This window comes from Rhizobium vallis, assembly GCF_003985155.1.
In the GTDB taxonomy this organism is placed as follows: Bacteria; Pseudomonadota; Alphaproteobacteria; order Rhizobiales; family Rhizobiaceae; genus Rhizobium; species Rhizobium vallis.
Genome location: NZ_ML133686.1, coordinates 257215 through 283358, shown reverse-complemented (window position 1 = coordinate 283358; position 26144 = coordinate 257215). Strand labels below are relative to the sequence as shown.

The window sequence follows — 26144 nt, the reverse complement described above, 5'->3', positions numbered from 1 at the left end:
GCGCCGCGAAAAAACTTCGCGGTCAACACAAAACTCTTGAGCGCTGGTCTTCGAGGTGGCGTCGTTCTGCGTCCGACCAGCACAATCCGATGGCGACTGTGAAGGCTGCCGCCGCCTCGACATGTCTCCCTAGATCGGCGCAAATCTGCGCGCGGCCCGTCCAGTAGGGCAGGTAGTCGGCCATCCGCGGATCGCCGGCAAGCGCATGTATGTCATCAAGAGCCGCGTCTGCTTGCCCTATCCGCATGAGCGCCACGGACCGATTGAGTGTCACGACGGGCGACGGAGCAATCCTGCCCAGCACGTCATAGAGGGAAACAACGGCGTGCCAGTTTGAGATGCCGCTCAAACGGCGCGCGACATGGGCAGACTGGATGGCCGCCTCGATCTGGTAGCGGCCAGTCGGACCGTTTCCGTTTGCCTCTCGCAAGAGACCTTCGGCGGCGCGCAACAGCTCATGATCCCAAAGTCCGACATCCTGGCTGTCCAGCGGTACGAATGCACCATCAAGACCCCTTCGGGAGGATCGCCGCGCCTCCGAATAAAGCATCAGCGCGAGAAGACCCTTCGGCTCCGGCTCCTGCGGAAGCAGGGATACGACCACGCTTGCAAGCCAGATCGCCTCTTGTCCAAGCGCTTGCGCCCCCTCGATGTCCATCCACCCGCTCGTATAGGCAGCGTAGATGGAGGTGAGTACCGGTGGCAAGCGCTGCGACAGTTCCTCCTTTTCCGGGACGAGGAACGGAATTTTCTCATCCCTGATCCTTGCCTTGGCTCTGACAAGCCTCTGACCCATGGCCCTCGGAGAGACGAGAAACCGCGCGGCGATATCTGCCGCGGTCAGGCCCAGCACGGTCTGGAGGATCAGCGGCGTTCGCGCCGAGACATCGATGTCAGGATGTGCGCAGGCAAACATGAGCGCCAGTCGCCTGTCCGCAATTTCCTCATTCATCTCAGCCGCTGCCGAGAGTTCCTCGGTGATGAGAGCGAGATGATCGGCGCTCCTCGCCTTGACTTTGTCCTTGCGCCAATCGTCGAGCTTGCGTCTCCGGGCGATGGTCAGCAGCCAGGCATCGGGGTTGTCAGGCACGCCATCGACAGGCCATTTTTCGAGAGCCGTGAGGAAAGCCGCCGCGAGCGCATCCTCGGCGGACGCGAGATCACCCAAGCGCCCACCGAGATAAGCGACGAGGCGGCCATAGCTCTCGCGCGCCACCCGCTCTGCTACACCTCGGGCAGTTGAACCTGAACCGTCATCCTGCATATTCCGACGCATCCCTGATACGACGAACCTCAACCGTTCCCCAGGTCGCAGCCGGACAGCGTGCCGCCCATTTGTTGGCTTCGTCCATATCGGCAACGTTGATGATAAAGTAACCGCCGAACTGTTCGCGAACATCGGCATAAGGGCCGTCCAGAACGCTGACCTCATTTCCCTGAACGCGAACGAGACTGGCCTCGGAGGAACTGACGAGCGCGTTGCTGGCGACGAATGCTGCCGCTTTCTCCAGCGCTTGTTGATAGGCATACATCTGGCCCATGAAGCGCGCCATGTCCTCGGGCGCTATCGCCTTCCCGGCAGCTTCGTCCGCATGCAGCATCAGCATGTAGCGCATTTGCTTTATCCTCAGTGAAAGCCAATTCCCCGCAGCAGCGAGCGGCAAGAATAACAATTCAGGTGAAGAAGGGAACTGCCGTTGATGGCTGCAGTGTCGCGCTTCCAGCGCAAAGCCAACGTCGACTTCCCCCAACGTAAGATTGCCCGCATCCGCTGGATAAAATCCCAAAAATACGTTAGAAATTCATCCAAGCTTATTAAGAGAGACACGCTAAGAAACAATGCGCGGCGGATGGACGCCGCCTTTGACCGATCGACACTTTCTCATTCCCGGACGACGCCGTGAAACGCCGAAACCTGTCTCTTGCTCTTCTCCTTGCGCTGGCATCGCCTGCCGCCGCACAGAGCAGCGCTATTTGCAATGATCTGCGCGGTCGTCTGGCCGACCTGCCACGATCGATCGGCAACAATAACGGGCCGGAAGCGCGCCAATATGCCAGCGCCATGGCCGAGCAGAACCTCGAGCTGCGCAAGGTCCGCAACGACCTGCGCAGTTTCGGCTGCACCTCGGGCAGCATGGTCGTGATCGGCGGCGAGAATGGAGATTATTGCGCCGAGCTCTCGCAGGCCGAAGCACGGATGATCGACAATGTCCGTTATCTCCAGGATCGCCGCGATGAGCTGCGCAACCAGGCTGACGGCGATGACGACGCGCGCCGCGAGCTGACGGCCGCTCTCGAGCGCAATGGCTGCAACAGCGATAATTTCTATGCGCCGTCCGAACGCAGCGCCAACGACCCCGCCCCCAGCGTCGAGGAACAGGCGATGCGCACCGATACGTTCATTCCGCTCGGCGGCGATGAACAGCTTGACCCGTATTACGGCCTGCCGCGCGCCGAGACGCTCTCGCCCGTCAGCACCATGTGCGTGCGCAGTTGCGACGGGGGTTTCTTCCCGATCAGCTCGAACGCCACCTCTGTCGATTTCGGCCGTGATGCCCAGACCTGCGCCAGAATGTGCCCCGGCATCGAGACCCAGCTCTTCTATCGCGACGTGACGAGCACCGAAGCCTCGAACATGATATCGGTCGCGACGGGCACGCCCTACAGCGCGATGAAGAACGCCTTTGCCTACAAGAACCGCGCGCCCGGCGAAAAGAACGCCTGCGCCTGCAATCTCAACGCCTATTACGATGAGATGCGTGGCAAGCAGGCCGTGAGCGAACCGCCGCAGCAAGGCTCGATCACATCAATCCGCACCAATCCACCGGCGAAAGATGCAGCAGCAGCCGTCCCGCAGCCATCCGCTCCGGAGCGCCCCTACGATCCCACGCAGAAGGTCCGCCAGGTCGGCCCGCAATTCCTCGCCGGCGACCAGGGCTCGATCGATCTTGCCAACCCCGCCAGCCCGGGTCCGCAACCGCAGCAGTGAATGCCTGGTCCGGTTTGCGCAAGGCGCTCTATCGCTCGCTTTGCCCCCATCCATCGTGAAAGACGAGGTCTTCGAGCGGCAGCCGCTGCCGCCAGCCTTTGACTGAGAGTTCCGGTTCGTCATAAAGCCGGTCGACGAAGCCGGCGCAGAGCCAGGCGACCACCTCGATATGCTCGGGTATGCCGAGAATGGCTTTCAAGTCGCCTTCGCGGAAAATGCTGACCCAGCCGATACCGACCCCTTCGGCCCGCGCCGCAAGCCAGAGATTCTGGATGGCGCAGACTGTGGAATAGCTATCCATCCGCGGATTGTGCGTTCGCCCCAGCACCACGCTGCCGCTGCGCGTGGGATCTGAGGTCACGCAGATGCCGAGCGGCGCTTCGACAATGCCTTCAAGCTTGAGCGAACGGTAGGCCTGCCGCCGTTCGCCTTCGAACATCTGCGCCGCCTCTTCGTTGGCCTTGGCAAAGGCATCGCGCACCCGCGTCCTCACCTCCACACTTTTGACCAGGATGAAATTCCACGGCTGCATGAAGCCGACGGAAGGCGCGTGATGAGCGGCCGTCAGAAGCCGCTCCACGACGTCGTCGGGCAAAGGATCGGGCAGAAACTGGCTGCGCACGTCACGCCGCGTCATGATCGCGTGATAGACGGCCTCGCGTTCGGCCAAGGAAAAGCCGGATGCCGCCGAAAGGGCATCCTTATCAAAGGGTCGCATCGTCAAATCCCCAACAACGCAACCGCCCGCCGTCCGCGCGGGTTGGGTCTATCTTGCCAGGCCGGTCTTCTGACTTGGCGTCATCCGTCTGCCGCAAGCCTTCCCGGCGAAAAGCCAGTGGCATGATGTGCGGCAGGCGTCGGCCTTACAGCGTTGGGCACGTTCCGGTCTTGCACCGGATTCCCGATTCTCCCGCTGAGGCAGCGGGCACCTGACGGCGCATCTATTTCAGGAAACCAAGGCAGCGGCAAGCGGACTCGTGACCCACCACTTCCCCGCGTCGCTTTGAAGCGGCCCAGCAGGCCTCAGAGGAAAGCCCGGCCCGCCGATCCGCATGTCACTTTATCATTTCTTTACACAAAAAATACAGACTGCCATTGCGCGTTTTGGGTCGCAAGGAGGACATGGGCATGAGTGCTCATGCTGCGACCGCCTGCGTGGATGCCCGTGTTGATATGCCGGTCGGGGATTTATCCGACCGCGCTTGCATTCGAGGCCCCGCGGCATGTTCCAATTTCTCAAGACGATGCCACTGACGGCAAAGCTGGCCGCGATTATCGTCGCCGTCAATCTCTGCGGCATCTCCGCCTTCGCTGCCTATACCTGGATGAACGAAACCCGGGCATTGGTCGATGGCGCCAAGGCGAACTGGGCCAAGGACGCCGAACAGTTTGCATCCCTGGCCGCCGGCGGCGTCAAGTGGGGCAAGGCGAACGCTGTTCGCGAGGCCTACTCGCTCTACCGCGATGATCCCTCGCTCGACCTCGTCCAGTTTGCCGCGTTCAACGCCGACCTTGCCGCCGTCGATACGTGGACGCGCGACGGCATCAGCGGCTTGCCCACTGCCGACGATTTGAAGAAGCGCCTCAGTGCCAAGCCGGAAAAAACGACGATCGACGACGGCGTGTCGGCCGGCGTGGTCACGATCATTGCACCGCTTCCGCTGGATAAGTCTGGCAAGGCCACCGGTTACGTCCTCACGAATTGGTCCGTCGAAAAGATCACTTCCGAAGTCCGTCAGAAGGTCCTCATTTCGCTGCTCACGCAGTCGGTGATAACGGCCCTTGCCGTCGTCGCATTTCTTCTCGCCATGCGCAGCCTCGTCGGCCGTCCCCTCCGGGTCCTCAGCGGCAGGATCAGCGCTTTGCAGAAAGGCGATCTCGCCTCTCCCGTCACCTACCGCGAAAATGGCGATGAAATCGGCTTCCTGGCGCGGGCGCTGGAAGTTTTCCGCGAGGAGGCGATCGCCAAGGTCGAAAGGGAACGGGCTGCCGCTGAACAGAGCGCCTCGCTCGACGCCGAACGGGCGCGCAACGCAGCGCTGACGGAAGAGGCGAGCAACACGCAGCGGCAGGTCATGAGCACTCTCGCAAATGCATTGGAAAGGCTGGCCGCAGGCGATTTCTCGATAAGTCTCGCCGATCTCGGCCCCGAATTCGACAAGCTGCGGCAGGATTTCAACCGCATGGTCGAAGCGGTCGCAGCCGCCCTGACGGAGATCAAGACCGCCTCCGTCGCGGTCGAAGGCGGGTCGAGCGAGCTTGCCTCTTCCGCCGATCAGCTCGCCAGGCGGACGGAGCAGCAGGCCGCGGCATTGGAACAGACCGCCGCAGCGCTCGACGAGGTGACGACGACGGTCAGGACATCGTCGCAGCGGGCCGAAAATGCCGGGCAGCTGGTCGAGGAGACCAAGCGCAGCGCCCATGTGTCTGCAACGGTGGTGCGCGATGCGATCGGCGCGATGGACCGGATCCAGACCTCATCCAGCCAGATCGGCCGCATCATCGGCGTCATCGACGAAATCGCGTTCCAGACCAATCTGCTGGCGCTGAACGCCGGTGTCGAGGCGGCACGCGCCGGTGAGGCCGGCAAGGGTTTTGCGGTCGTCGCGCAGGAAGTGCGTGAACTCGCCCAGCGCTCCGCCAATGCGGCGAAGGAAATCAAAAACCTGATCAACGTGTCCGGGCAAGAGGTTGCCGCAGGCGTCGGGCTGGTCAACCAAACCGGCGATGCCCTGCTGAAGATCGAGGAACAGGTCAACCGCATCAGCGACAGCATCGCCTCCATCGTCCATTCCTATCGCGAACAGGCGACCGGCCTGCAGGAAATCAACGGTGCGATCAACCAGATGGATCAGGCAACGCAGCAGAACGCGGCAATGGTCGAGGAAACGAACGCTGCCTGCCAGGAATTGCTCACACAGGGACGCCTCCTGCAGAATTCGGCCGCAGGCTTCACCGTTGGCGCGCCTGCCGTCAGCCAGCCCAAACCCGCTCAACCCGTGCGCCAGCCTCGCCAGGAACAGAGAGTGGTTGCACAGCGGCACGCCGGAAATGCAGCCGTTGCCGCTTCTCCCGGCGCCTGGGAAGAGTTCTGACGTCATTCTCATTCAAGCCCTATTCCTCAACAACTGATCATCGAAGGGAACAGTTATGAAGAAAGTTTTGACCGCATTGCTTTTGACCTCAGCCGCATCAGCGCTCCCCATGGGCGTTTCCATGGCGCAGGATGCCGCTCAGCTTGCCCCGATCGCCAATTACGTGAAGAGCGATATCCAGCCCTGGCTGAACGACCCTGCCATCATCGATGCCCTCAAGGCGCAGGACGCCGCCAACGCCAATCTGAGCGCTGGGGATATCGACGCCCTCGACAAGAAATGGCGTGCCGAAGTCGATGGCTCCGACCACTCGATGATCAATGGCGTGCTGGGCAATGCGCTGTCGAAATTCCTTGAGGAAAAGAAGACGGCTTCCGGCGGCAAGATCACCGAGATCTTCGTCATGGACGCCAAGGGCCTGAATGTCGGCCAGAGCGACGTCACGTCAGACTACTGGCAGGGCGACGAGGCCAAATTCCAGAAGTCCTTCGGCGCTGGCAAGGACGCCATCTTCGTCGACGAGATCGAAAAGGATGAATCGACCCAGACCCTGCAGTCCCAGGCAAGCGTCACGATTTCAGACGACAAGGGAACGCCGATCGGCGCCATCACCGTTGGCGTCAACGTCGACGCCCTCTGATCTCGGAGACTGCGTTAGCGCATTGAACCAGCGCAAATATCGCCCGGAATCACGCGTGGTTTCGGGCGATATGCGTAGACAAGGGCCTTTGAGCTCCATCCCGACGCGGACCTCGGTCAGCTCTGATAGTCTGCCGAGACTTCGTAATCACGGCGGATCGCGCTGGTTGCGGCTCCCCATGCCGAAGCCTTGGTACGGATTTGATGTGCCTCAAACGCAAGCCTGTCAGTAAAACGTTCTTCAACGCGCCAGATCATGGGGTCTTCGGTCTGTGTAACCTCAAATGAAAGGCAACCTGGCTCTGACCTGGTCAGCCGCATGTGTTCAGGAAGATATTTCTGGACGATTTCAATCTCGTCCAAAGAGGCACAAATCAATTGTCCCGAAAGGCGGACCTTGCCCGTCTCTTCATTCGGCCCGTTGCTCTGATCCATCTCACTACCGTGTTCTTTGGCTTGCTGACTTTTATTGCACGGCGATGAAGGACGGCAAAGTCCCGTCATCCCTGCCCTACCTCCTTTGAGCCTCCGCAGAAGCGGCCCGGCTCCATGCTGCAAATTCTGCGTGACAACGCCCGAACGTGACGCTACATACGCCTCATGTCGATCACGTCTGTCTACACCTCGCGATTTCATTGGTACCGCTTCTCACAGCGGACGCGGGTCCATGCGTAACTGAATTCGACGCGACGACAACCCGAACAGCCGCTAGTCTACCTGGCGGCTTTTTTTGTTCCGCGCGGGTATGACCAAACAGGAGCATACCCCGTGTCCGATACCATTGATGATCTTCGTATCCTCGAGATCACCCCGCTTACCAAGCCTGCCGATATCATTGCCGAAATTCCCCGCAACGCTCATGTGAGTCAGACCGTGACCAGCAACCGCGATGCGATCCATCAAATTCTCCGGGGCGAGGACGATCGCCTGATCGTCGTCATCGGCCCCTGCTCCATCCACGATCCCGTTGCGGCCCGAGACTATGCCGCGCGGCTTGCAGAGCAGCGACGACGCCTTTCGGGCGATCTCGAGATCGTCATGCGCGTCTATTTCGAAAAGCCCCGCACGACAGTCGGCTGGAAGGGCCTGATGAACGACCCGCATCTCGACGGGAGCTACCGCATCGAGGAAGGCTTGCGCATTGCCAGGCGCTTGCTGCTCGACATCAATGCCATGGGCCTTCCCGCCGGCGTCGAATTCCTTGATACGATCACGCCGCAATACATCGCCGACCTCGTGAGCTGGGGCGCAATCGGCGCGCGCACGACCGAAAGCCAGATCCATCGCCAGCTCGCCTCCGGCCTCTCCTGCCCGATCGGCTTCAAGAACGGCACCGATGGCGGCGTCCGCGTGGCGCTCGACGCGATCCTCGCCGCCTCGCAGCCGCATCACTTCCCGGCGGTGACCAAGGACGGACAGGCGGCGATCGCGTCGACGACGGGCAATGAGGACTGCCACATCATCCTGCGCGGCGGCAAACGGCCGAACTACGAGCCGGCCGACGTCGAAGCCGTAACGAGCGAAGCCATCAAGCTCGCCGTCGCGCCGCGTATCCTGATCGACGCCAGCCATGCCAACAGCGGCAAGGACCCGATGAACCAGCCGATCGTCGTCAAATCCGTCGCCGCACAGATCGCCGCCGGAAACAGCGACATCAAGGGCATGATGATCGAAAGCAACCTCGTTGCCGGCCGCCAGGATCTCGTTCCCGGCAAGCCGCTCGTCTACGGCCAGTCCATCACCGACGGCTGCATCGACTGGGATATGTCGGTTGCTGTGCTGGAAGATCTGGCGGAAGCCGCTCGTACGCGGCGCCGGGCAGCGACCGCGGCCTGATGGCTGCCGGCTAAGTCTTCGCGGCAACTATATCTGAATCGAGAGGCTGAAGCGCGCTGTATGACACACACCTACAACGCGCTTCAAATCGATTTCGTTTCGATTCATGGATCGCGCCTCAAGAACCTATCGCTATATACATCGAATATTTTCGTCAGTATGCGAAGGAATATTCGTTCATCATGGGTATCAAAGTCAGTAACATTCCATTTTGTTGCGATCATATCCAGTTTTGTTCTGGATGCTTTACAGTTGCCAGACTCTGGATAAGAGAAAAACTTCATATCGATAAAGCAATAGTAAAATTCCGGATCATTCTGCTGAGTGAACACGATCGCACTCCCAAGGTTTTCCGGGGTCGTCGAAGACGCGGCCTCAGCTGCGTTAAGCCACCCGCCAATGCCGAAAGCGAGTGCCAAAGCTCTGGCATTTCTGCCCTTCTTGACGTCCGAAAACATTGCCGATCCCCACAAAATCGAATGCAATTTCGGAACTATGCACCGGTCGCCGGGAAGTACCGGACATAGGCAAACTCATCACCGTCAGGTGACCAGCAGGGCACGTTGATCGTGCCCTGCCCGCCGAAGAGTTCGAACACGGTCTTCAGATTGCCGCCATCCATATCCATCAGCCGCAGCCGCACATCGAGGTCGCGCGGATGGTCGAAGACCGATGGGTCGTAGGAGAGGATCAGCACCTTGTCGTTTTTAGGCGACGGATGGGCGAACCAGTTGCCGTAATCGTCCGATGTCACCTGCTGGAGACCCGTGCCGTCGGGGTGAATGCGCCAGATCTGCATCAGCCCGGTGCGGCTGGAGTTGAAATAGATCCACTGGCCGTCCGCCGACCAGTCCGGCCCGTCATTCCGGCCCTCGCCATGTGTCAGCCGCGTCTCCTCGCCGCCATCGACGGAGATGGTGTAGATGTCGAAGACGTCGTCGCGAATGCCGCAATAGGCAAGCTGGCGGCCATCCGGCGACCAGCCGTGCCAGTAGGACGGCAGGTTTTGCGTGATGAGCCGTGGCGTGCCGCCATCGATCGGCAGGATGTAGATCGCCGACTTGTCGAATTCGGTCTTGTCGGAGATGACGATCTCAGTTCCGTCAGGCGAAATGCCGTGATCGTTGTTGCAGTTGACGGCAAAGCCGGTATCGACCTGGACCACCTCGCCACCATCGAGCGGCAGCCGGAAGAGCAGCCCGTCACCGTTCAAGAGCAGATAGGAACCGTCGGGCGAGAAATTCGGCGCCTCCACCAGCTTATCCGTCTGCCAGACTTCACGGGCCCGGCCCGTCCTGACATTGTAGATCTCGACCGAGCTGCGCATGTTTTCCTCCCGAAAAGCCTGATGCCGTCAGCGACCCCTGAAGCGGTTAGCGATCCCGGAACCGGTTGGTTATGGGATAGCGCCGGTCGCGGCCGAAATTCTTCTTGGTGATCTTCACACCCGGCGCCGATTGCCGGCGCTTGTATTCGGCAAGATAGAGCAGATGCTCGACCCGGTGAACGGTCGCCACATCATGGCCGCGCGCGACGATCTCCTCGACCGCCATCTCCTTTTCGACAAGGCATTCGAGAATATCGTCGAGAACGGGATAAGGCGGCAGCGAATCCTGGTCCTTCTGGTCGGGACGCAATTCGGCCGAGGGCTCCTTGTCGATGATATTCTGCGGGATCACCTCGCCTGAGGGGCCGAGCGCATCCGGCGGCACGTTTTCGTTGCGCCAGCGGGAAAGCGCATAGACCTGCATCTTGTAGAGGTCCTTGATCGGGTTGAAGCCGCCGTTCATGTCGCCGTAGAGCGTGGCGTAGCCGACCGACATTTCCGACTTGTTGCCAGTTGTCACCACCATCGCGCCGAACTTGTTGGAGATCGCCATCAGGATGACGCCGCGCGCCCGGCTCTGCAGGTTCTCCTCGGTGATGCCGCTGTCCGTGCCCTCGAAGAGATCGGCGAGCGCGCTGCTGAAGCCCGTCACCGGCTGTTCGATCGGCACGATGTCGTAGCGGCAGCCGAGCGCCTTGGCGCAATCGGCCGCATCCTTCAGCGAATCCTCCGAGGTATAGCGGTAGGGCAGCATCACGGTGCGCACCCGCTCCTCGCCCAGCGCATCGACTGCAATTGCCGCGCAGATCGCCGAGTCGATGCCGCCGGAAAGACCGAGCACGACTGTCTTGAAGCCGTTCTTGTTGACGTAGTCGCGGAAGCCGAGCAGGCAGGCGCGGTAATCGGCCTCCTCGCGCTCGGGGACATGCGCCATCGGCCCTTCGGCGCAGTGCCAACCGTTTTCACCGCGCTTCCATGTCGTCACCGCAAGCGCGGTTTCGAACTGGCTCATCTGGAAGGCAAGCGTCTTGTCGGCATTAAAGCCGAAGCTCGCGCCGTCGAAGACCAGTTCGTCCTGGCCGCCGAGCTGAGCGGCATAGATCAGCGGCAGGCCGGTTTCGATCACCTGCTTCAGCACCACCTGGTGTCGGATATCGACCTTGCCGCGATAATAGGGCGAACCGTTCGGCGACAGCAGGATTTCGGCGCCGCTTTCGGCCAGCGTCTCGCAGACGCCGAGATCACCCCAGATATCCTCGCAGATCGGAATGCCGATGCGCACGCCGCGGAAATTCACTGGCCCCGGCATAGCGCCCTGGTCGAAGACGCGCTTCTCATCAAACTCGCCGTAATTCGGCAGGTCGATCTTGTCGCGCACCGCGATCACCTTGCCGCCGTCGAGCACGGCGACGGAATTATAGCGCCCGGTCTCGTCCTGCCGGGGAAAGCCGATGATCACGCCCGGGCCGCCATCGGCGGTGTCGGCCGCCAGGCTCTCGACAGCCTTCCAGCAGGCGCGGATGAAGGCGGGCTTCAGCACCAGATCTTCAGGCGGGTAACCGGAGATGAAAAGCTCGGTCAGGACAAGCAGATGCGCGCCCTCGCGGGCAGCATCAGCGCGCGCCTCGCGCGCCTTGGCGAGATTGCCGGCGACATCGCCGACCGTTGGGTTGAGCTGGCCGACCGCGATGCGGAAGATATCAGAAAGGGCGTTTTCCTGTGTCATGTCATTTATTTAGCCTGCACCTTCCGCGACCGCAACACGTTCGCGCCGAATGCGGTATCCGGCAGTGACGAAATTTTTATGAACGAAGCGCTGATAGCACCCGCGGCGCCGATACGCATTGCAATTTACCTCCGGAGCGGAATACTGGCGCCGAAAGCGACCGCATCGATAACGGATATCGGAAACAGGCCATGTCTAATCTTTCGAATTTCATGCACCATCATTTCGACAAGCCGGCCGATGAACTCGGCGACATCGAAAAGCGCGTGCTGGCGAAAGCGCACGCGCGTAAGGTCATCTCGACCGACGTCAACGCCGCCTTCTCCGCCGAAGCCTCATTCGGCGAGCGAATCGCCGATGGCATCGCCCGTGTCGGCGGTTCCTGGTCCTTTATCCTCGCCTTCCTGGCCTTCCTGGTCGTCTGGACTATCATCAACACCATCATCCTGGCATCAGGCGCCTTCGACCCCTATCCCTTCGTCTTCCTGAACCTGATCCTGTCGATGCTCGCCGCAATCCAGGCGCCGATCATCATGATGTCCCAGAACCGTCAGGCCGAACGCGACCGCTTCGAGGCCGCCAAGGATTACGAAGTCAATCTCAAGGCCGAGCTCGAGGTGCTCTCCCTGCATCAGAAGATCGACATGCACGTGCTGACCGAATTGACGGCGCTGCGAGAGGAAGTCACCCGTCTCACAACCGCGCTTGCCGCCAAAAGCTGAGGCTGCCTGTAATCCGGCGATCAGCCGCCCGGGCCGGCAAACAGAATGAGATTTCCATCCGGATCCAGCACGATAAAGTTTCTGGCGCCCCAAGGCTCTTTCCTCAAGGTTTGATGGAAGGACACACCTCCAGCCTGGAAATCCAGGAAGAGGCGCTTGATCTCATCTGCTGTATCGACGGTGATCGAGGCTGAAAGCAGATGCTCCCGTTGCCTGATATCGCCTGCGAATACGGGTTCGCATACCAGCCTCAGAGCGAGTTGCGCATTGTCGCGGATGACCTGTCCGTAAAACGGCGGGTCTCCATAGAGGAAATCGACCCTGAAGCCGAGCTTGTCGGTGAAGAATTCGCACGACGCCTTGATATCGGTCACGAACAACTGCGCCGATATCGAACTCAGGACGGCTTGCGGCGCGGGCTGTTTTTTCGGATCTGTCATGGCTGCGGCTCCTGTCTTGAGCGCCTGCCATCCCGCAAAACCCAATTGACGTGCGATCAGCTCCTGCGCGTCGCTGAGCTTGAACGGCGCATCCAGCACTTGCCTGTCATCAAGATGACGGAAGTGCGGCAACGCAGCTCTGATCTCGGCTGCAACAGGATAGTATCCTTCGCGGTGCCATCGCAGATACTGCTTGGCCTGCTTTTTCAGGTTTTCGAGATTCGGCATGGGCGCAACTGTTGATACAGTGTAGGCGGGCATCGCCCTTTCGACATCAGGCCGAAGCGCCCTACGCAGCATGGCAAACCTAGCCTCGGCAATCGACTTTTGTCAATCGCGGAGCCGACGAGGATCACACCGGAGGATACCTGTCATATTGCGGCAGCCCATCTGATATCTCGTAGAAATCGCCCTTATCGGCGCAGTAGATGTGATGGCTGAAGGCAAGGCCGCTCGGTTCGTCGAAGGTTCCCGCCATGACCGAGATCTCCGCCGATTGGTCGCCTTGCCAGAACAACGCCGAGCCGCAATTTGAGCAGAAGCCGCGCTGCGCCTCTTCGCTCGACCGGTACCAGCGGATAGCCTCATCGCCCTCGATCGAAAGAGCCGCGCGCGGCACGTTGACCGCGGCGTAGTAAAACCCCGTCTGCCGGCGGCATTGCGAGCAGTGGCAGCCGACGACGGGTCCGGGCTTTGCCGAAATTGAAAATCGCACGGCGCCGCAAAGGCAGCCACCCGCATGCCGTTCTGTCATAACCACTCTCCCCGTTCAGGCAGAACGTTGCCGCCGATCGTCGCCATGGTCAAATCCATTTCCCTGAATGAAAACATCAGGAAACTTGAAGCCCCGGCCCGACACCTGCCCACCGGCTGAAATGAGAACCTTCCTTTCCCATTACGTGTACGTTCCCCATGAGGCCAAAATTACCAATAGTTGTATTAGCTTACATAATTCTGGCATACCGCGGAAAATATCAAGTAAAACTCTTTTATTCATTAGTCACGACCACAGCCAGTACGTTTATTAGCTAATCCAAAATTAAGACTTTGCGATTTACGATGCAACCAGTGATCGATCTCCAGCACCATCAGTCTGCGGGGTGAAAAATGAATAGGTTCCGGCGCTTGCTTTCGAACCGGCACGGTACATCAGCGATCGAATTCGCCATTATCGCACCACTCTTCCTCATGGCAGTCCTGACGATGATCGCCTATGGCATCTATCTCAGCGCCGCCCATGCGGTGCAGCAGCTGACCGCCGATGCGGCGCGCACTGCGGTTGCCGGGGTGAACAGCCAGGAGCGCTCGCAACTGGTCGACGATTTCATCAGCCGGTCGACCATCGACCATCCGCTGCTCGAAAGGAGCAAGCTGCACGTCGCCGTCAATACCGACCCCGGCAATGCCAACCAGTTCACCGTGACGGCAGAATACGACGCCAACCAACTGCCGATCTGGAACCTCTACACATTCCCCCTGCCCGACCACATGATCCGGCGCTTTGCGACCATCCGGATGGGAGGGCTGTGAGATGCGCACGCTCAAAACCCGCCTGGCACGCATGGCCGCCGATACATCCGGCAATATCGCCATCATGGCAGCGCTCTGTGCCCCTCTCATTCTCTATTCGCTCGGTCTCGGCGTCGATTACGGCATGATGACGCTGCAGCAGCGCCGCCTGCAGCAATTGAGCGATATCGGCGCCATCGTCGCCGCCGCCGATATCAACCACGCCGCCGAAAACCTGGTCACCAATTTCGATGAGAACGGACTGAACGTCGCCGTTCGCAACGGCACGGGTTATGCGACGAAGAAAGGCTTCCTGCCGCTGACATCCGATCTCGAGCAGTTCGACGCCGTCGCCGATTTTACCCCAGGCACCTATCTCGCCGATGCCTCGGTGCCGCTCGGCAGCCGGTTTTCCGCCGGCACGCAGCCCTATGACGCCGTCAGGGTCGGCATTACCCAGAAAGCCGAGCTGGCCTTCGCCGCGACCTTCACCACTGCCCCCGATTTGAGAGCCATCGGCACCGCCTCGGCCTCCAAGCTTGCCGCCTTCTCGATCGGCTCGCGGCTTGCGAGCCTCAATGGCGGTGTGCTCAACGCGCTGCTCGGCAGCCTGCTCGGCACCAACATCTCGCTGAAAGCCGTCGATTACGAAGCGCTCGCCTCCGCCGATATCAAGCTGCTCCCCTTCCTCGACATGTTGGCGACCGATCTCAAACTCACCGCCGGCACCTATGACGAGCTGCTGGCGACCGACATCTCCTATCCCAGACTGCTGAAGACGCTCGGCAAGACGGAAGGCCTCACACCCACCGTCACCAGGGCGCTGGAAGCAATCGAAAAGGCGCTCGGCACGACACAGGTCAAGATCAAACTCGAGGATCTCTTCGACCTCGGCACAACAGGCGAGCGCGTCATTGGCAGCGGCTCCCATCTGGCGGCTGAGGCGAGCGTCATGGATATCGTCTCGGCAGCAGCGCTGGCGGCAAACCAGGAAAAGCAGGTCGCCGCCAATCTCGGCGGCTCCGTGCCAGGGCTTGCCACGGTCAAGCTGACGCTTGCAATCGGCGAGATGCCTAGGGGTGCTGCCTCGAACGGTGTCGGCCCGACCGGCGCAACCGTCCGCACCGCGCAGGTGCGCCTGGCGCTCGACATAACGCTGCTCGGCGCCAATTCCATCGCCGGGCTGAAGCTGCGCGTGCCTCTCTATCCGAGGTCGCCCATGCCGAGGCCAGGCTTGCAAGCATCTCCTGTCTCGGCGGCGGCGTCCAGAATGCCAGCGTCGGTGTCGAAGTCGTTCCCGGCGTGGCGGAACTGTCGCTCGGCGACGTCGACACCAAGGCCTTCGTCAATTTCGACAGCCCGCCACGCGTCACCCGCGCCACGCTGATCGATGCGCCGCTGCTCACCGTTTCCGGCCTCGCGCATGTCAACGTCACCAATCTCAGCAAAAGCAAGCTGACCTTCCAGCCGGCCGACATCGCGGCAAAGACCGTGAAGAACGTCTCCACCAAGGATACCCTGACCTCGGCTATGGCGTCGCTGGTCAAGGAAACCGATATCCAGGTCAGCATTCTCGGTCTCGGCATCGGTCTGTCGAAAACCCAGGTGCAAGGCGCCGTCGCCGATACGCTCTCAGGCTTGACCAAGCCGCTCGACGAGCTGCTCTTCAACCTCCTGACGCTGCTCGGCGTCAAGATCGGCGAAGCTGACGTGCGCGTCACCGATGTGCGTTGCCAGCAATCGGTGCTGGTGCAATAGGCCTGTCATCGCCGGTGCCACGCCCCGCGATTGCGCCGGCAATCTGTTGCATGACGACAACACCTGCCGACCTCGTCCCATGACCGCGTTGTATCGGACGCGGTTCTCGGCGATACTGACGGCTCAAATCCGTCCGATCCTCGGGAGACTGACATGAGAGCGACCCTGTCCAAACAGAAAGGAAACATCCCCCACAAGGACATTCAGCTTCATGAACATTCCGTTCTCCCGCGCGAGGAAAAGCTCGCGACGCCATAACCCCTTCCTGAACTTTTTCCGCGACCAGTCGAATGCCGCCGACTATGAGCGGCGCAGATTGCGTATGCGAAAATTCCTCTCCTACTACCGCCCGCATCTGCCTTTGCTGCTGGCCGACCTGCTTTGTGCGATCCTCGTCGCCGGCACGGCGGTCGCCCTGCCGCTCTGCGCCAATGTCGTCACGAGCCGCCTTCTGGCTCTATCGGATGCGCCGCAGGCCTTTGCACAGATCCTGGCGATGGGCGGCGTCATGCTGGCCGTTCTGGCGATCCAGATCGGCGCGATCTTCTTCGTCGACTATCGCGGCCACGTCATGGGCGCCCGGATCGAGGCGACGGTACGGCAGGAACTCTTCGAGCATTGCCAGAAGCTGTCCTTCAGCTTCTACGACCGCCAGCGCACCGGCCAATTGATGAGCCGCATCACCAATGACAGCCTATGGCTCGGCGAACTCTTTCACCACGGCCCCGAGGATCTTTCCATTGCCGTGCTGAAATATGCCGGCGCCATGCTGGTGCTCTTCTACATCGATCCGCCGCTCGCCGGCCTCATCCTGCTGCTCACCCCGGTGGCCGTGGCCTATGCCCTTTATTTCAACCGGCGCATGAACCGGGCGCTCGAGGCCAGCAAGCAGCAGATCGCCGCCGTCAACGAGCGCGTGGAGGATGCGCTGGCGGGCATCCGCGTCGTCCAGTCCTTCGCCAACGAGGCGCTGGAAACGCAGCGTTTCGCCGAGCAGAACCACCGCTTCCTGCAAAGCCGCGCCGAAGGCTACCGCAGCGAGGCCTGGTTTTCGGTCGGCACGGAGACCTTCGCCCAGCTTGTCACCATATTGGTGATCATCGTCGGGGCCCTGCGCATCCTGGCGGCGGACCTGACCGTTCCCGACATGCTGACTTTCTTGCTCTGCGTCGGCGTGCTGGTCGATCCGGTGCAGCGGCTCGCCAACTTCGTGCGGCTCTGGCAGGAGGGTTACACCGGCTTCGTCAGGGCCATGGAAATCCTGGAAATCGCGCCTGATATCATCGACCGGCCAGCGGCCCTTCCGATGCCGGCACCAAGGGGCGAAATCCGCTTCGCCGACGTCGCCTTCGCTTATGAAGCCGACGGTCCGCGGGTGCTGGAGCGGCTTTCCCTCACCATTGCTCCTGGAGAGTTCGTCGCCCTGGTCGGTCCTTCCGGGGTCGGCAAGAGCACGCTCTGCGCACTCATCCCGCGCTTCTACGATATCGATGCCGGGTCGATCCGCATCGACGGCACCGATATCCGCGACGTCACGCTCGCCTCGCTTCGGCGCCATGTCGGCGTGGTCCAGCAGGATGTCTATCTCTTTGCCGGCACCGTGGCGCAAAACCTGCGTTACGGCAGGCCGGACGCGACCGATGCCGAGCTGGAAGCGGCCGCCCGCGCCGCCAATGCGCATGACTTCATCTTGGCGCTTCCGAAAGGCTATGACACCGATATCGGCCAACGCGGCGTCAAACTCTCGGGCGGCCAGCGCCAGCGCATCACCATCGCCCGCGCCTTCCTGAAAGATCCGCAGATCCTGATCTTCGACGAGGCGACGAGCGCGCTCGACAACGAGAGCGAACGGGCGGTGCAGCAGGCGCTGCTGACCCTCGCCAACGGCCGAACCACCCTGGTCATCGCCCACCGCCTCTCCACCGTCCGCCATGCCGACCGCATCCTGGTCCTGACGGTTGACGGCATTGTCGAACAGGGCACGCATGACGACCTGATGGAACAAGGCGGCGTCTACGCCAACCTGCATAGCATTCAGGCGAGTATCTGAGCGCTTGGTCTACCGACAACGAAAAAGCCCGGCAATCACGCCGGGCTCAGACCGTTGCGCGGGTTTGGCTGCCATCATTCACTGGGATGGTCTGGGTATCAGAGCGTATCAGGCCTGCTTTAGGCCTATTGAGTCACGTGCCTGCTTCCTCGCGCCCCATGAACAGCAAGCTTGTGTTTGATGGTCATGGCGACTTCAGCCATTACCTTTTTCGCACCGAGCCCCGACAAATGAGTGTCGTCGGAATACAGAGGTCCGTCGTTCATGACCTCGCACTCTTTTCCGGCGCAGAGGGCATCAAATGGGTCCACGAATGTCACTGCAGGCGACAAATTTTCCGCCAGCAGATCATTGATCTCAGCTCTTTTCGAAATAGCCGGGTTGGAAATTGGTTGCTCCAGGCATCCTGGGTCAACCCGGTAGAGATTGCCGAAGCAACTGAGCGGAGACCCGATGCCGCCAGATGTAGGAACGCTTCCGAGAACAACCATCTGACGGCCCCCGAAAGACTGCTGGAGCCGCGACACCTCTGCACCCACGAACCGATAGTAGGCTTCCGGCGTCGTGACCGCCCAAGGAGCCTTGCCAACCTCCGATAGCATCCGCACGGGATACCAATACTCGCCCAGGACGATCAGGGCATCGGGGGCATTGCGAATACCGTCGAATGCCTGTTTCCGCGCTTCACGGCAATTGCCGTCATAGAGCACCGGATCGGGATATCCGGCGTAGTCTCGGGTGTATTCCAGGGAAAAGAACTGGCAACTGGGGAACGCGTAGAAGTCCACTTTGAGCCCAGCCAGCGCTTCCTTTGCGCCACGATAATACTGGCGGGAATGTGAGTCCCCGATGAATATGACGTCGGGCTTCCGGTTTTCTGTCGAAGTGCTGCACGGTGTGCGGCAGCCGCTGCCGCCATATTGCGCGTCCACTCTCCGATCTCCCCCACGAACGAACTCTGCGATGAACTCTCCACGGTCACCGAGGCGCCACAGCCAACCGTGGGACGCCAAGACCTGGAGACCGATCGCCGATACGGCAAGTGCTACTACAACAGCACCGCGCATATAGACCCGCGGCAAAATCAGATAGCCCGCGGCGTTTCTTTCCCGGAACGGCCGTTCGACGAAGACGTACATGGCCCAGGCGATTGCAAATGTCAGGATCAGGAGAGCTACGCTTTCATGGGGAGCCAGTGGCTCCGCACGTCCATATTGCCAGAACACCAGCAATGGCCAATGCGCCAGGTATAGCGAATAGCTGGTCAATCCAACCGAGGCCGTTGCCTTGTTGCGCAGAAGCAACCCAGACCACCGTGCCTGTCCGCCCCAGATAACCAGGGCCGCTCCGACTGTAGGCACCAGCGCCGGATAGGACGGAAAGAGAGTGGCTTCCGTGAAATCCCGATAGGCGTAGGCGATCATCGCCAAGCCGGCCAGCAACGCTCCCTCCATCGCAGCATTCGATCGTGCGGCCGGCACGAATACCAATCCTGCCCCTATCGCGAATTCGAAGAAGCGAAATGGCGACAGATAGAATAGCGTCGACTGATAGGGCTCCATCGCCAGGTTCGCGCCGAGGCTTGCGATAAAGACCAGAGCCAATGCAGCCATCGCAGCCTTCCGTCCGGACCGCAAAAGCCACACCAGCCCGAATGGCCAGACCAGATAGAATTGCTCCTCGACGCCCAAGGACCAGGTATGCAACAGAGGCTTCAGGTGCGAACTGACATCGAAATAGCCATGCTCCGTCCAGAACAGAATGTTCGAGCCAGAGAATACCGATGCCGCCAATGATGCGCCGAAGCCTGTCATCTGCTCCGGTGGGAAGATCAGCGCCGCAGCGACGAGAGAGCACAGCAACGTGAAGAGCAATGCCGGGAACAGCCGGCGCATGCGTCTCACATAGAACCGCTTGAACGAAAACCTCCCCTGTTCCACGTCCTCGACGATCAGCTTGGTGATCAGATAACCGCTGATGACAAAGAAGATATCGACGCCCGTGAATCCGCCGGGGAAGGGTCCGATAGAAAAATGGAACAGAAGAACGCCCAACACGGCTACGGCGCGGAGCCCATCGATATCGGGACGATAGTTCATTATCACCTGCTCATCCAGCCGCCAGCGGCTTTAATGTCGCCTCGGCTAGGAGGTCTTCCGCCTCCGGCAGCAAAACGAATTTCGTTGCCGGTCCGCTTTGCGGACGGCTTAGGCGGCGAAACCACAGTTTGGCCGTTGCTGATCGAGCGCTCCGCCTCATGCAGCAGGAGCGCAGCACGCTTTCGGCTGATTCTACAAGGGACGCGCTCTGCTTTTCCGCAAGCACGCCGAGACGTGCCTGCGAATGCGGGTCAATATCTAGCGGTCGGGCCTCAGCCGTTGGCGACCATGCGCTTCTCGTCGCGGCCGCCCTTCATGCGCTCGGCAAGCAGGAAGGCGAGTTCGAGGGCCTGGTCTGAGTTCAGGCGCGGATCGCAATGGGTGTGGTAGCGGTCCTGCAGGTCCTCGGCGGTGACGGCGCGGGCGCCGCCGGTGCATTCCGTCACATCCTTGCCGGTCATCTCGATATGGATGCCGCCGGGATGCGTGCCTTCGGCGCGGTGGATCTGGAAGAAGCTTTCGACTTCCGACAGGATCCGCTCGAAGGGACGGGTCTTGTAGTTGTTGAGCGTGATCGTGTTGCCGTGCATCGGGTCGCAGGACCAGACGACCTTGCGGTCCTCGCGCTCGACGGCGCGGATGAGGCGCGGCAGGTTTTCGGCGACCTTCTCATGGCCGAAGCGGCAGATCAGCGTCAGGCGCCCGGCTTCGTTGGCGGGGTTCAGGATGTCGATCAGCTGCAGCAGATCGTCGGCCTGCAGCGACGGGCCGCATTTCAGACCGATCGGGTTCTTGATGCCGCGGCAATATTCGACATGCGCATGGTCGGCCTGGCGCGTACGGTCGCCGATCCAGATCATGTGGCCTGACGTGGCATACCAGTCGCCCGAGGTGGAATCGACGCGGGTCAGCGCTTCCTCGTAGCCGAGCAGCAGCGCCTCATGGCTGGTGAAGAAATCGGTCTCGCGCAGGCTCGGATGGTTTTCCGAAGTGATGCCGATCGCCTTCATGAAATCCATGGTTTCGCTGATGCGGTCGGCAAGCTTGCGGTAACGCTCGCCCTGCGGGCTGTCCTTGACGAAGCCGAGCATCCATTGATGGACGTTTTCGAGGTTGGCGTAGCCGCCCATCGCGAAGGCGCGCAGCAGGTTCAGCGTCGCGGCCGACTGGCGGTAGGCCATGGCCTGGCGTTCCGGGTTCGGAATGCGCGACTCCTCGGTGAACTCGATGCCGTTGATGATGTCGCCGCGATAGGCCGGCAGCGTCACGTCGCCCTGCTTCTCGACATTCGACGAACGCGGCTTGGCGAACTGGCCGGCAATGCGGCCAACTTTAACAACCGGCAGCTGTGCGCCAAAAGTCAGAACGACGGCCATCTGCAGGAAGGCGCGGAAGAAGTCACGGATGTTGTCGGCGCCGTGTTCGGCGAAGCTCTCGGCGCAATCGCCGCCCTGCAGCAGGAAGCCGTTGCCTTCGGCGACATTGGCGAGATGCTTCTTCAGGCGACGCGCCTCACCTGCAAAAACGAGCGGCGGATAGCTGGCGAGCGTGGCCTCTGTTGCCGCCAAAGCGGCTGCATCGGGATAATCGGGAACCTGCAGGATCGGTTTTTGCCGCCAGCTGCTCGGGGTCCAGTTCTCTGCCATCTCACTCACCTCAATCACATCCGTTCACCAGGATGCCCTATCTCGATATCCGGCGGCTTATAGACTTTTAGATCAGGCTTGCAAAGGCCAATCGCCCGAAGCTTCCGCTGGGAGCCCCGCCACCCGCCGCCTTGTCGTTAAACCGGCATATACCATTTCGATTTCCCCATACTTTAGACTTTGAATGTAGAAGCGGAAGAGTTTCAACATCGGGGACATGCCATGGCGATCCTTCCGCCGGGATTCATATCGGACCGCTCGGGCAATTTCGGCATCATGACGGCACTGCTTTTGGTGCCGCTCCTTGGCGCGGCGGGCATGGCGGTGGATTTCGCCCATGCGCTGAGCCTGAGGACGCAGCTTTACGCTGCCGCTGATGCTGCCGCCGTCGGCTCGATCGCCGAAAAATCCGGCGCGGTCGCTGCCGCGATGAGCATGAGCGGCGATGGCACGATTTCACTCGGCAAGGCCGATGCCCGCAGTATCTTCATGTCCCAGATCTCAGGAGAGCTGGCCGATGTCCAGGTCGATCTCGGCATCGACGTCACCAAGGCCGCCAACAAGCTGAATTCGCAGGTTTCCTTCAACGCGACCGTGCCCACTACCTTCATGCGCGTTCTCGGCAAGGATTCGATCTCCATTTCGGGCACGGCGACGGCCGAATACCAGACCGCCTCCTTCATGGATTTCTATATCCTGCTCGACAACACACCCTCGATGGGCGTCGGCGCCACTGCGACAGACGTCTCGACGATGGAAAAAAACACCAGCGACAGCTGTGCCTTTGCCTGCCACGAGACGCAGAACAACAACAATTACTACAATCTCGCCAAGAAACTCGGGGTCAGCATGCGCATCGACGTCGTGCGCCAGGCGACCAAGGAACTGACGCAGACAGCCAAGACGACGCGCGTCTCAGACAACCAGTTCCGCATGGGTGTCTATACCTTCGGCACCAAGGCCGAAGATGCCAAGCTGACCACCATCTCCGACCCGACCACCGACCTCGACAAGGTCCGCACCTATACCGATGCCGTCGATCTGATGACCATCCCGTATCAGGGCTATAATAACGACCAGCAGACGAGTTTCGACAGCGCACTGACGCAGATGAAAACCATCATCACGACGCCCGGTGACGGCAGCACATCCGCGAATCCGCAGAAGATCCTGTTCTTCGTTTCGGATGGCGTTGGCGACAGCGAGAAGCCGAAGGGCTGCACCAAGAAGCTCACCGGCAACCGCTGCCAGGAGCCGATCGATACCTCTTTCTGCCAGCCGCTGAAGGACAAGGGCATCAGGGTCGCAGTGCTCTACACCACCTATCTGCCGCTGCCGAAAAACAGCTGGTACAATACCTGGATCAAGCCCTTCCAGAGCGAGATCCCGACCAAGATGCAGGCATGCGCCTCGCCCGGCCTCTATTTCGAGGTGACGCCGACCGACGGCATCGCCGATGCAATGAAGGCGCTTTTCCTCAAGGTCATCCGCTCGCCGCGCATCACCAGCTGAAGAATATCACTCAGATGCGCTTGCCCTCGCGGATGCGATAGCTCGGCGCATACATGGTGACGAGCTCTTCGGCCGCTGTCGGGTGCAGCGCCATCGTCTGGTCGAAATCGTCCTTGGTGCAGCCGGCTTTCAGCGTGATGCCGAGCAGCTGCGCCATCTCGCCGGCATCATGGCCGAGAATATGGGCGCCCACCACCTTGCGGCTCGCCGCATCGACGATCAGCTTCATGATCATCCGCTCGGAACGGCCGGAAAGTGTCGCCTTCAGCGGCCGGAACTGGGCGCGGTAGACTTCGAGCTCGGCGTAACGCCTGCCCGCCTCTTCTTCCGAGAGGCCGACAGTGCCGATCTCCGGCTGCGAGAAGACGGCGGTCGGGATCAGCTCGTAATCCGGCCGGGTCGGATTGTTCTTGTACTCGGTCTCGATGAAGCACATCGCCTCGTGGATCGCCACCGGCGTCAGCTGTACCCGGTTGGTGACATCGCCGAGCGCATAGATGTTTTCCACATTGGTGCGGGAATAATCGTCGACGATGATCGCGCCGCGCTCGTCGACGGCGACGCCGGCCGCCTCGAGCCCGAGGCCTTCGGTGTTCGGATCGCGCCCGAGCGCCAGCATCACGACGCCGGCATGGAGCGTGCCGCTGTTCAGCGTCTCCAGAATGAGCCCATCCTCACCCTTTGAAACCTTCTGCAGCGTGTCGTGGCAGAGGATTCGGATACCCTTGGCGACCATCGCCTCATGCAGGCCGCGCCGGAGATCCTCGTCGAAGCGCGACAGGATTTCGGCGCCGCGATAGATCAAAGTTGTCTCGACGCCGAGGCCGTGGAAGATATTGGCGAATTCGACGGCGATATAGCCGCCGCCCGCGATAACGATCGATTTCGGCAGCTCTTCGAGATGAAAGGCTTCGTTGGAAGAGATGCAAAGCTCGTGGCCGGGAAGCGCTGCATGCGGGTTCGGCCGCCCGCCGGTAGCGATCACGATCGTCTTTGCGGTCACCGTCTGCCCTGTTTTCACGAGCCGCACCGTGTGGGCATCGACGAGTTCGGCGCGCGTTTCCAGGATTTCGGCATTGGCGCCGGCGAGCCCCTTCTTGTAGAGGCCTTCCAGCCGGGCGATCTCGGTATCTTTTGCCGCCACCAGCTTCTTCCAGTCGAAGCTGCTTTCGCCGACCGTCCAACCGAAGCCAGCGGCATCCTCGAAATGCTCATGGAATTGCGAGGCATAGACGAAGAGCTTCTTCGGCACGCAGCCGCGAATGACGCAGGTGCCGCCATAGCGATACTCCTCGGCGATCGCCACCCTCTTGCCGAGCGAGGCCGCAACGCGCGCACCGCGCACGCCGCCGGAACCGCCGCCAATGACGAAAAGGTCGTAATCATAGGAAGACATGATGAGCTCCGGAAGGGAATCGCAGGAAGGACGCACCTGATATAGGAGCGATCGCCGTGAAAACAAAAGCCCGCTCCTGCATCATGCCGTTCTCTTTCGCCGAATCCTCATTGATGGTTGACCCAGCCGACCGAGACTGGCAGGCAATCCGTGGGATAAAAAATGCCGGAGCAAAAGATGGATCAAACTCTCTTCGCCAACCTCTGCAGGGCCGGCAAGTTCAAGGAAGCGCTCAACCTCGCCATCCAGGGCCACGAGGACGAAAAATTTACGCCGAGCCGCTTCGCGATGGACAAGAAGACAGGACTGCCGATCTTCTATCGCGGCAACAAACGCGTGGAGCCGGATGAGACGGGCGTGTGGCAATTGGCAAAAAGCTCGAAGGACTGGGGCTGAGCGTTTGGCGCATCTGCAATGCCATCCGTCGGCAGTTGTTGCGATCAGCCGATGATACGGAAATCGCCCGGTATCTTTTCAAGCCGGGTCGTTTCCGTTTGGACGCCTGAAACCGATGATCCCGCAGGCCCGCGCCTCAAACGCTCGATCATCGTCGAGATCGCGGTATCGGATCCGGCGATCAAAGCAGCGACGGACCCGTCCTCTTCGTTGCGAACCCAGCCCGTCAACCCGAGCCGCGCCGCCTCATTTCGCGTCCACATGCGAAATCCGACGCCCTGGACCCTGCCTGATATCCGGACTTGCACAGCCTCGTGGCCATCGGACATATCTGCCTCATCCAAAATCTGGTCGCCGGCTTTTGCCGCATCATAACAAAAAAGCCCGGACAATGCCGGGCTTTCGCGAATCTTGACAAGTAATTCTTACTGCTGGGCGGTCGGAGCAGGAGCAGCGGGAGCAGCCGGGGTTTCGGGTGCAGCCGGCGGAGCCTTGATGACCTTGGAAAGGATGGCGTTGCTCTGCTTTTCCAGATCACGCGAAATGCCCTGTGCCCAGATGTCGGCGGCCTTCGCCGTCTCGCGCGAAGCGACCGGGCCGTCGCGCAGCAGCTTCTTGCCGACGTCGGAGGTGTAAAAGGCCGCGATCGCCTTCAGCTCGTCGATCGTGAAGGCCTTGGCATAGGTGAGCGCCGCTTCCTTCTCGAGATCGCCGCGGCGCGGTGCAAGCGCCAGCGCCTGCGCATCGACCGTCGAGGAGATGGCATCCTGGTAGTTCGGCGAATCCTGGATCAGGCCGGCCTTCAGGCGCTCAGCGAGGCCGGGCAGGATGTTGTCGAACTGGGCCGTGGCGCCGATAGCGTCGATCGCCGCGCGAGATGCCTTCAGCTGCTCCTCGGAAACTTCCTGTGCCTTGACGGCGGAGCCGAAGGCAAGCCCGGAAAGAACGATGGTCGCAGCGGCGAAACGGCCAAGACCTGCAATGTTCATCATGAGTGTATGCTC

23 protein-coding genes, 1 pseudogene and 1 riboswitch are annotated in these 26144 nt (G+C 60.8%); of the genes and pseudogenes, 10 read left to right on the top strand and 14 right to left on the bottom strand.

Translation table 11 applies throughout. The annotated features are described in order from the left end of the window. Positions 1 to 22 precede the first annotated feature (22 nt). Together EFQ99_RS01440 and EFQ99_RS01435 are read right to left on the bottom strand one after the other, a co-directional pair. Positions 23 to 1264, bottom strand: a complete 1242-nt coding sequence (locus tag EFQ99_RS01440) for an RNA polymerase sigma factor (protein WP_126918880.1) — start codon at positions 1262 to 1264, stop codon at positions 23 to 25. After that, positions 1254 to 1751, bottom strand: a complete 498-nt coding sequence (locus EFQ99_RS01435; RefSeq protein ID WP_245441420.1) for a YciI family protein — start codon at positions 1749 to 1751, stop codon at positions 1254 to 1256. Before EFQ99_RS01435 ends, EFQ99_RS01440 begins: the two co-directional genes overlap by 11 nt. A 149-nt stretch (positions 1752 to 1900) precedes the next feature. Here EFQ99_RS01435 and EFQ99_RS01430 point away from each other — a divergent pair, with 149 nt between their 5' ends. After that, the gene (locus tag EFQ99_RS01430) at positions 1901 to 2989 is read left to right on the top strand and encodes a DUF2865 domain-containing protein (protein ID WP_126918879.1); all 1089 of its coding nucleotides are present in this window, start codon (positions 1901 to 1903) and stop codon (positions 2987 to 2989) included. A gap of 28 nt (positions 2990 to 3017) precedes the next feature. Here EFQ99_RS01430 and bluB read toward each other — a convergent pair whose 3' ends face one another. Then, the gene (gene bluB, locus EFQ99_RS01425; protein WP_126918878.1) at positions 3018 to 3707 is read right to left on the bottom strand and encodes a 5,6-dimethylbenzimidazole synthase; all 690 of its coding nucleotides are present in this window, start codon (positions 3705 to 3707) and stop codon (positions 3018 to 3020) included. A gap of 42 nt (positions 3708 to 3749) precedes the next feature. Further along, positions 3750 to 3937, bottom strand: a riboswitch (cobalamin riboswitch). 275 nt (positions 3938 to 4212) lie between these two features. Between bluB and EFQ99_RS01415 the strand changes: the two genes are divergently transcribed. Then, positions 4213 to 6084 (top strand): methyl-accepting chemotaxis protein, encoded by a 1872-nt coding sequence (locus EFQ99_RS01415; protein ID WP_126918877.1) that lies wholly within the window; start codon positions 4213 to 4215, stop codon positions 6082 to 6084. 55 nt (positions 6085 to 6139) lie between these two features. Next, complete coding sequence (locus tag EFQ99_RS01410) at positions 6140 to 6724, top strand: hypothetical protein (protein WP_126918876.1); 585 nt, start codon at positions 6140 to 6142, stop codon at positions 6722 to 6724. Positions 6725 to 6840: 116 nt separating this feature from the next. Here EFQ99_RS01410 and EFQ99_RS01405 read toward each other — a convergent pair whose 3' ends face one another. Beyond that, positions 6841 to 7227: a putative quinol monooxygenase gene (locus tag EFQ99_RS01405; RefSeq protein WP_425376259.1), complete on the bottom strand. Its 387-nt coding sequence runs from the start codon at positions 7225 to 7227 to the stop codon at positions 6841 to 6843. A gap of 264 nt (positions 7228 to 7491) precedes the next feature. On the opposite strand from EFQ99_RS01405, the gene EFQ99_RS01400 reads away from it, so the two are divergent. After that, positions 7492 to 8559 (top strand): 3-deoxy-7-phosphoheptulonate synthase, encoded by a 1068-nt coding sequence (locus EFQ99_RS01400; protein ID WP_126918875.1) that lies wholly within the window; start codon positions 7492 to 7494, stop codon positions 8557 to 8559. A gap of 104 nt (positions 8560 to 8663) precedes the next feature. Here the strand turns inward: EFQ99_RS01400 and EFQ99_RS01395 are convergent, their stop codons facing one another. Genes EFQ99_RS01395 through EFQ99_RS01385 form a run of 3 tightly spaced genes read right to left on the bottom strand, consistent with a single transcriptional unit; the run spans position 8664 to position 11612 of the window. Then, the gene (locus tag EFQ99_RS01395) at positions 8664 to 9017 is read right to left on the bottom strand and encodes a hypothetical protein (RefSeq protein ID WP_126918874.1); all 354 of its coding nucleotides are present in this window, start codon (positions 9015 to 9017) and stop codon (positions 8664 to 8666) included. Between the two features lie 35 nt (positions 9018 to 9052). Next, positions 9053 to 9886 carry a TolB family protein gene (locus EFQ99_RS01390; RefSeq protein ID WP_126918873.1) on the bottom strand — a complete coding sequence of 278 codons (834 nt, stop codon included), beginning with the start codon at positions 9884 to 9886 and terminating at the stop codon, positions 9053 to 9055. 46 nt (positions 9887 to 9932) lie between these two features. Next, positions 9933 to 11612: an NAD+ synthase gene (locus EFQ99_RS01385; RefSeq protein WP_126918872.1), complete on the bottom strand. Its 1680-nt coding sequence runs from the start codon at positions 11610 to 11612 to the stop codon at positions 9933 to 9935. A 191-nt stretch (positions 11613 to 11803) separates the two neighbouring features. Here EFQ99_RS01385 and EFQ99_RS01380 point away from each other — a divergent pair, with 191 nt between their 5' ends. Continuing rightward, positions 11804 to 12334, top strand: a complete 531-nt coding sequence (locus EFQ99_RS01380) for a DUF1003 domain-containing protein (protein WP_126918871.1) — start codon at positions 11804 to 11806, stop codon at positions 12332 to 12334. 20 nt (positions 12335 to 12354) lie between these two features. Here the strand turns inward: EFQ99_RS01380 and EFQ99_RS01375 are convergent, their stop codons facing one another. Together EFQ99_RS01375 and EFQ99_RS01370 are read right to left on the bottom strand one after the other, a co-directional pair. Beyond that, entirely contained in the window at positions 12355 to 13002 is a 648-nt protein-coding gene (locus EFQ99_RS01375; RefSeq protein ID WP_126919566.1) for a VOC family protein, read from the bottom strand. A 124-nt stretch (positions 13003 to 13126) separates the two neighbouring features. Beyond that, positions 13127 to 13528, bottom strand: coding sequence for a GFA family protein (locus EFQ99_RS01370; protein ID WP_126918870.1), 402 nt, complete (start codon positions 13526 to 13528; stop codon positions 13127 to 13129). A 353-nt stretch (positions 13529 to 13881) separates the two neighbouring features. Between EFQ99_RS01370 and EFQ99_RS01365 the strand changes: the two genes are divergently transcribed. From EFQ99_RS01365 to EFQ99_RS01355, 3 genes and pseudogenes are all read left to right on the top strand, one after another. Next, complete coding sequence (locus EFQ99_RS01365; RefSeq protein WP_126918869.1) at positions 13882 to 14304, top strand: TadE/TadG family type IV pilus assembly protein; 423 nt, start codon at positions 13882 to 13884, stop codon at positions 14302 to 14304. Position 14305: 1 nt separating this feature from the next. Continuing rightward, a pseudogene (locus EFQ99_RS01360) lies at positions 14306 to 16041 on the top strand (pilus assembly protein TadG-related protein). Positions 16042 to 16252: 211 nt separating this feature from the next. Further along, positions 16253 to 18091 (top strand): ABC transporter ATP-binding protein, encoded by a 1839-nt coding sequence (locus EFQ99_RS01355; protein WP_126918868.1) that lies wholly within the window; start codon positions 16253 to 16255, stop codon positions 18089 to 18091. A gap of 125 nt (positions 18092 to 18216) precedes the next feature. Here the strand turns inward: EFQ99_RS01355 and EFQ99_RS01350 are convergent, their stop codons facing one another. Beyond that, positions 18217 to 20190, bottom strand: a complete 1974-nt coding sequence (locus tag EFQ99_RS01350; protein ID WP_126918867.1) for an acyltransferase family protein — start codon at positions 20188 to 20190, stop codon at positions 18217 to 18219. Positions 20191 to 20462: 272 nt separating this feature from the next. Continuing rightward, positions 20463 to 21836 carry a class II 3-deoxy-7-phosphoheptulonate synthase gene (locus EFQ99_RS01345; RefSeq protein WP_126918866.1) on the bottom strand — a complete coding sequence of 458 codons (1374 nt, stop codon included), beginning with the start codon at positions 21834 to 21836 and terminating at the stop codon, positions 20463 to 20465. 222 nt (positions 21837 to 22058) lie between these two features. Between EFQ99_RS01345 and EFQ99_RS01335 the strand changes: the two genes are divergently transcribed. Continuing rightward, entirely contained in the window at positions 22059 to 23348 is a 1290-nt protein-coding gene (locus EFQ99_RS01335; protein ID WP_126918865.1) for a vWA domain-containing protein, read from the top strand. 10 nt (positions 23349 to 23358) lie between these two features. On the opposite strand, the gene gor is transcribed toward EFQ99_RS01335, so the two are convergent. Then, on the bottom strand, positions 23359 to 24744 hold the full coding sequence (gene gor, locus EFQ99_RS01330; RefSeq protein ID WP_126918864.1) for a glutathione-disulfide reductase: 1386 nt from the start codon (positions 24742 to 24744) through the stop codon (positions 23359 to 23361). 177 nt (positions 24745 to 24921) lie between these two features. Here gor and EFQ99_RS01325 point away from each other — a divergent pair, with 177 nt between their 5' ends. Continuing rightward, positions 24922 to 25140, top strand: a complete 219-nt coding sequence (locus EFQ99_RS01325; protein ID WP_037171118.1) for a hypothetical protein — start codon at positions 24922 to 24924, stop codon at positions 25138 to 25140. A gap of 44 nt (positions 25141 to 25184) precedes the next feature. On the opposite strand, the gene EFQ99_RS01320 is transcribed toward EFQ99_RS01325, so the two are convergent. Next, a complete protein-coding gene (locus EFQ99_RS01320; protein ID WP_126918863.1) occupies positions 25185 to 25469 on the bottom strand; it encodes an acylphosphatase in 285 nt (94 codons plus the stop codon). Between the two features lie 96 nt (positions 25470 to 25565). Continuing rightward, positions 25566 to 26132, bottom strand: a complete 567-nt coding sequence (locus tag EFQ99_RS01315) for a DUF2059 domain-containing protein (RefSeq protein WP_126918862.1) — start codon at positions 26130 to 26132, stop codon at positions 25566 to 25568. Positions 26133 to 26144: the final 12 nt, after the last annotated feature.

Coding starts and splice junctions, on each gene's coding strand:
- EFQ99_RS01440 (WP_126918880.1), bottom strand. CDS start 1,264: ATGCAGGATGACGGTTCAGGTTCAACTGCCCGAGGTGTAGCAGAGCGG.
- bluB (WP_126918878.1), bottom strand. CDS start 3,707: ATGCGACCCTTTGATAAGGATGCCCTTTCGGCGGCATCCGGCTTTTCC.
- EFQ99_RS01415 (WP_126918877.1), top strand. CDS start 4,213: ATGTTCCAATTTCTCAAGACGATGCCACTGACGGCAAAGCTGGCCGCG.
- EFQ99_RS01410 (WP_126918876.1), top strand. CDS start 6,140: ATGAAGAAAGTTTTGACCGCATTGCTTTTGACCTCAGCCGCATCAGCG.
- EFQ99_RS01405 (WP_425376259.1), bottom strand. CDS start 7,227: ATGACGGGACTTTGCCGTCCTTCATCGCCGTGCAATAAAAGTCAGCAA.
- EFQ99_RS01395 (WP_126918874.1), bottom strand. CDS start 9,017: ATGTTTTCGGACGTCAAGAAGGGCAGAAATGCCAGAGCTTTGGCACTC.
- EFQ99_RS01390 (WP_126918873.1), bottom strand. CDS start 9,886: ATGCGCAGCTCGGTCGAGATCTACAATGTCAGGACGGGCCGGGCCCGT.
- EFQ99_RS01385 (WP_126918872.1), bottom strand. CDS start 11,612: ATGACACAGGAAAACGCCCTTTCTGATATCTTCCGCATCGCGGTCGGC.
- EFQ99_RS01380 (WP_126918871.1), top strand. CDS start 11,804: ATGTCTAATCTTTCGAATTTCATGCACCATCATTTCGACAAGCCGGCC.
- EFQ99_RS01375 (WP_126919566.1), bottom strand. CDS start 13,002: ATGCCGAATCTCGAAAACCTGAAAAAGCAGGCCAAGCAGTATCTGCGA.
- EFQ99_RS01370 (WP_126918870.1), bottom strand. CDS start 13,528: ATGACAGAACGGCATGCGGGTGGCTGCCTTTGCGGCGCCGTGCGATTT.
- EFQ99_RS01365 (WP_126918869.1), top strand. CDS start 13,882: ATGAATAGGTTCCGGCGCTTGCTTTCGAACCGGCACGGTACATCAGCG.
- EFQ99_RS01355 (WP_126918868.1), top strand. CDS start 16,253: ATGAACATTCCGTTCTCCCGCGCGAGGAAAAGCTCGCGACGCCATAAC.
- EFQ99_RS01350 (WP_126918867.1), bottom strand. CDS start 20,190: ATGAACTATCGTCCCGATATCGATGGGCTCCGCGCCGTAGCCGTGTTG.
- EFQ99_RS01345 (WP_126918866.1), bottom strand. CDS start 21,836: ATGGCAGAGAACTGGACCCCGAGCAGCTGGCGGCAAAAACCGATCCTG.
- EFQ99_RS01335 (WP_126918865.1), top strand. CDS start 22,059: ATGGCGATCCTTCCGCCGGGATTCATATCGGACCGCTCGGGCAATTTC.
- gor (WP_126918864.1), bottom strand. CDS start 24,744: ATGTCTTCCTATGATTACGACCTTTTCGTCATTGGCGGCGGTTCCGGC.
- EFQ99_RS01325 (WP_037171118.1), top strand. CDS start 24,922: ATGGATCAAACTCTCTTCGCCAACCTCTGCAGGGCCGGCAAGTTCAAG.
- EFQ99_RS01320 (WP_126918863.1), bottom strand. CDS start 25,469: ATGTCCGATGGCCACGAGGCTGTGCAAGTCCGGATATCAGGCAGGGTC.
- EFQ99_RS01315 (WP_126918862.1), bottom strand. CDS start 26,132: ATGATGAACATTGCAGGTCTTGGCCGTTTCGCCGCTGCGACCATCGTT.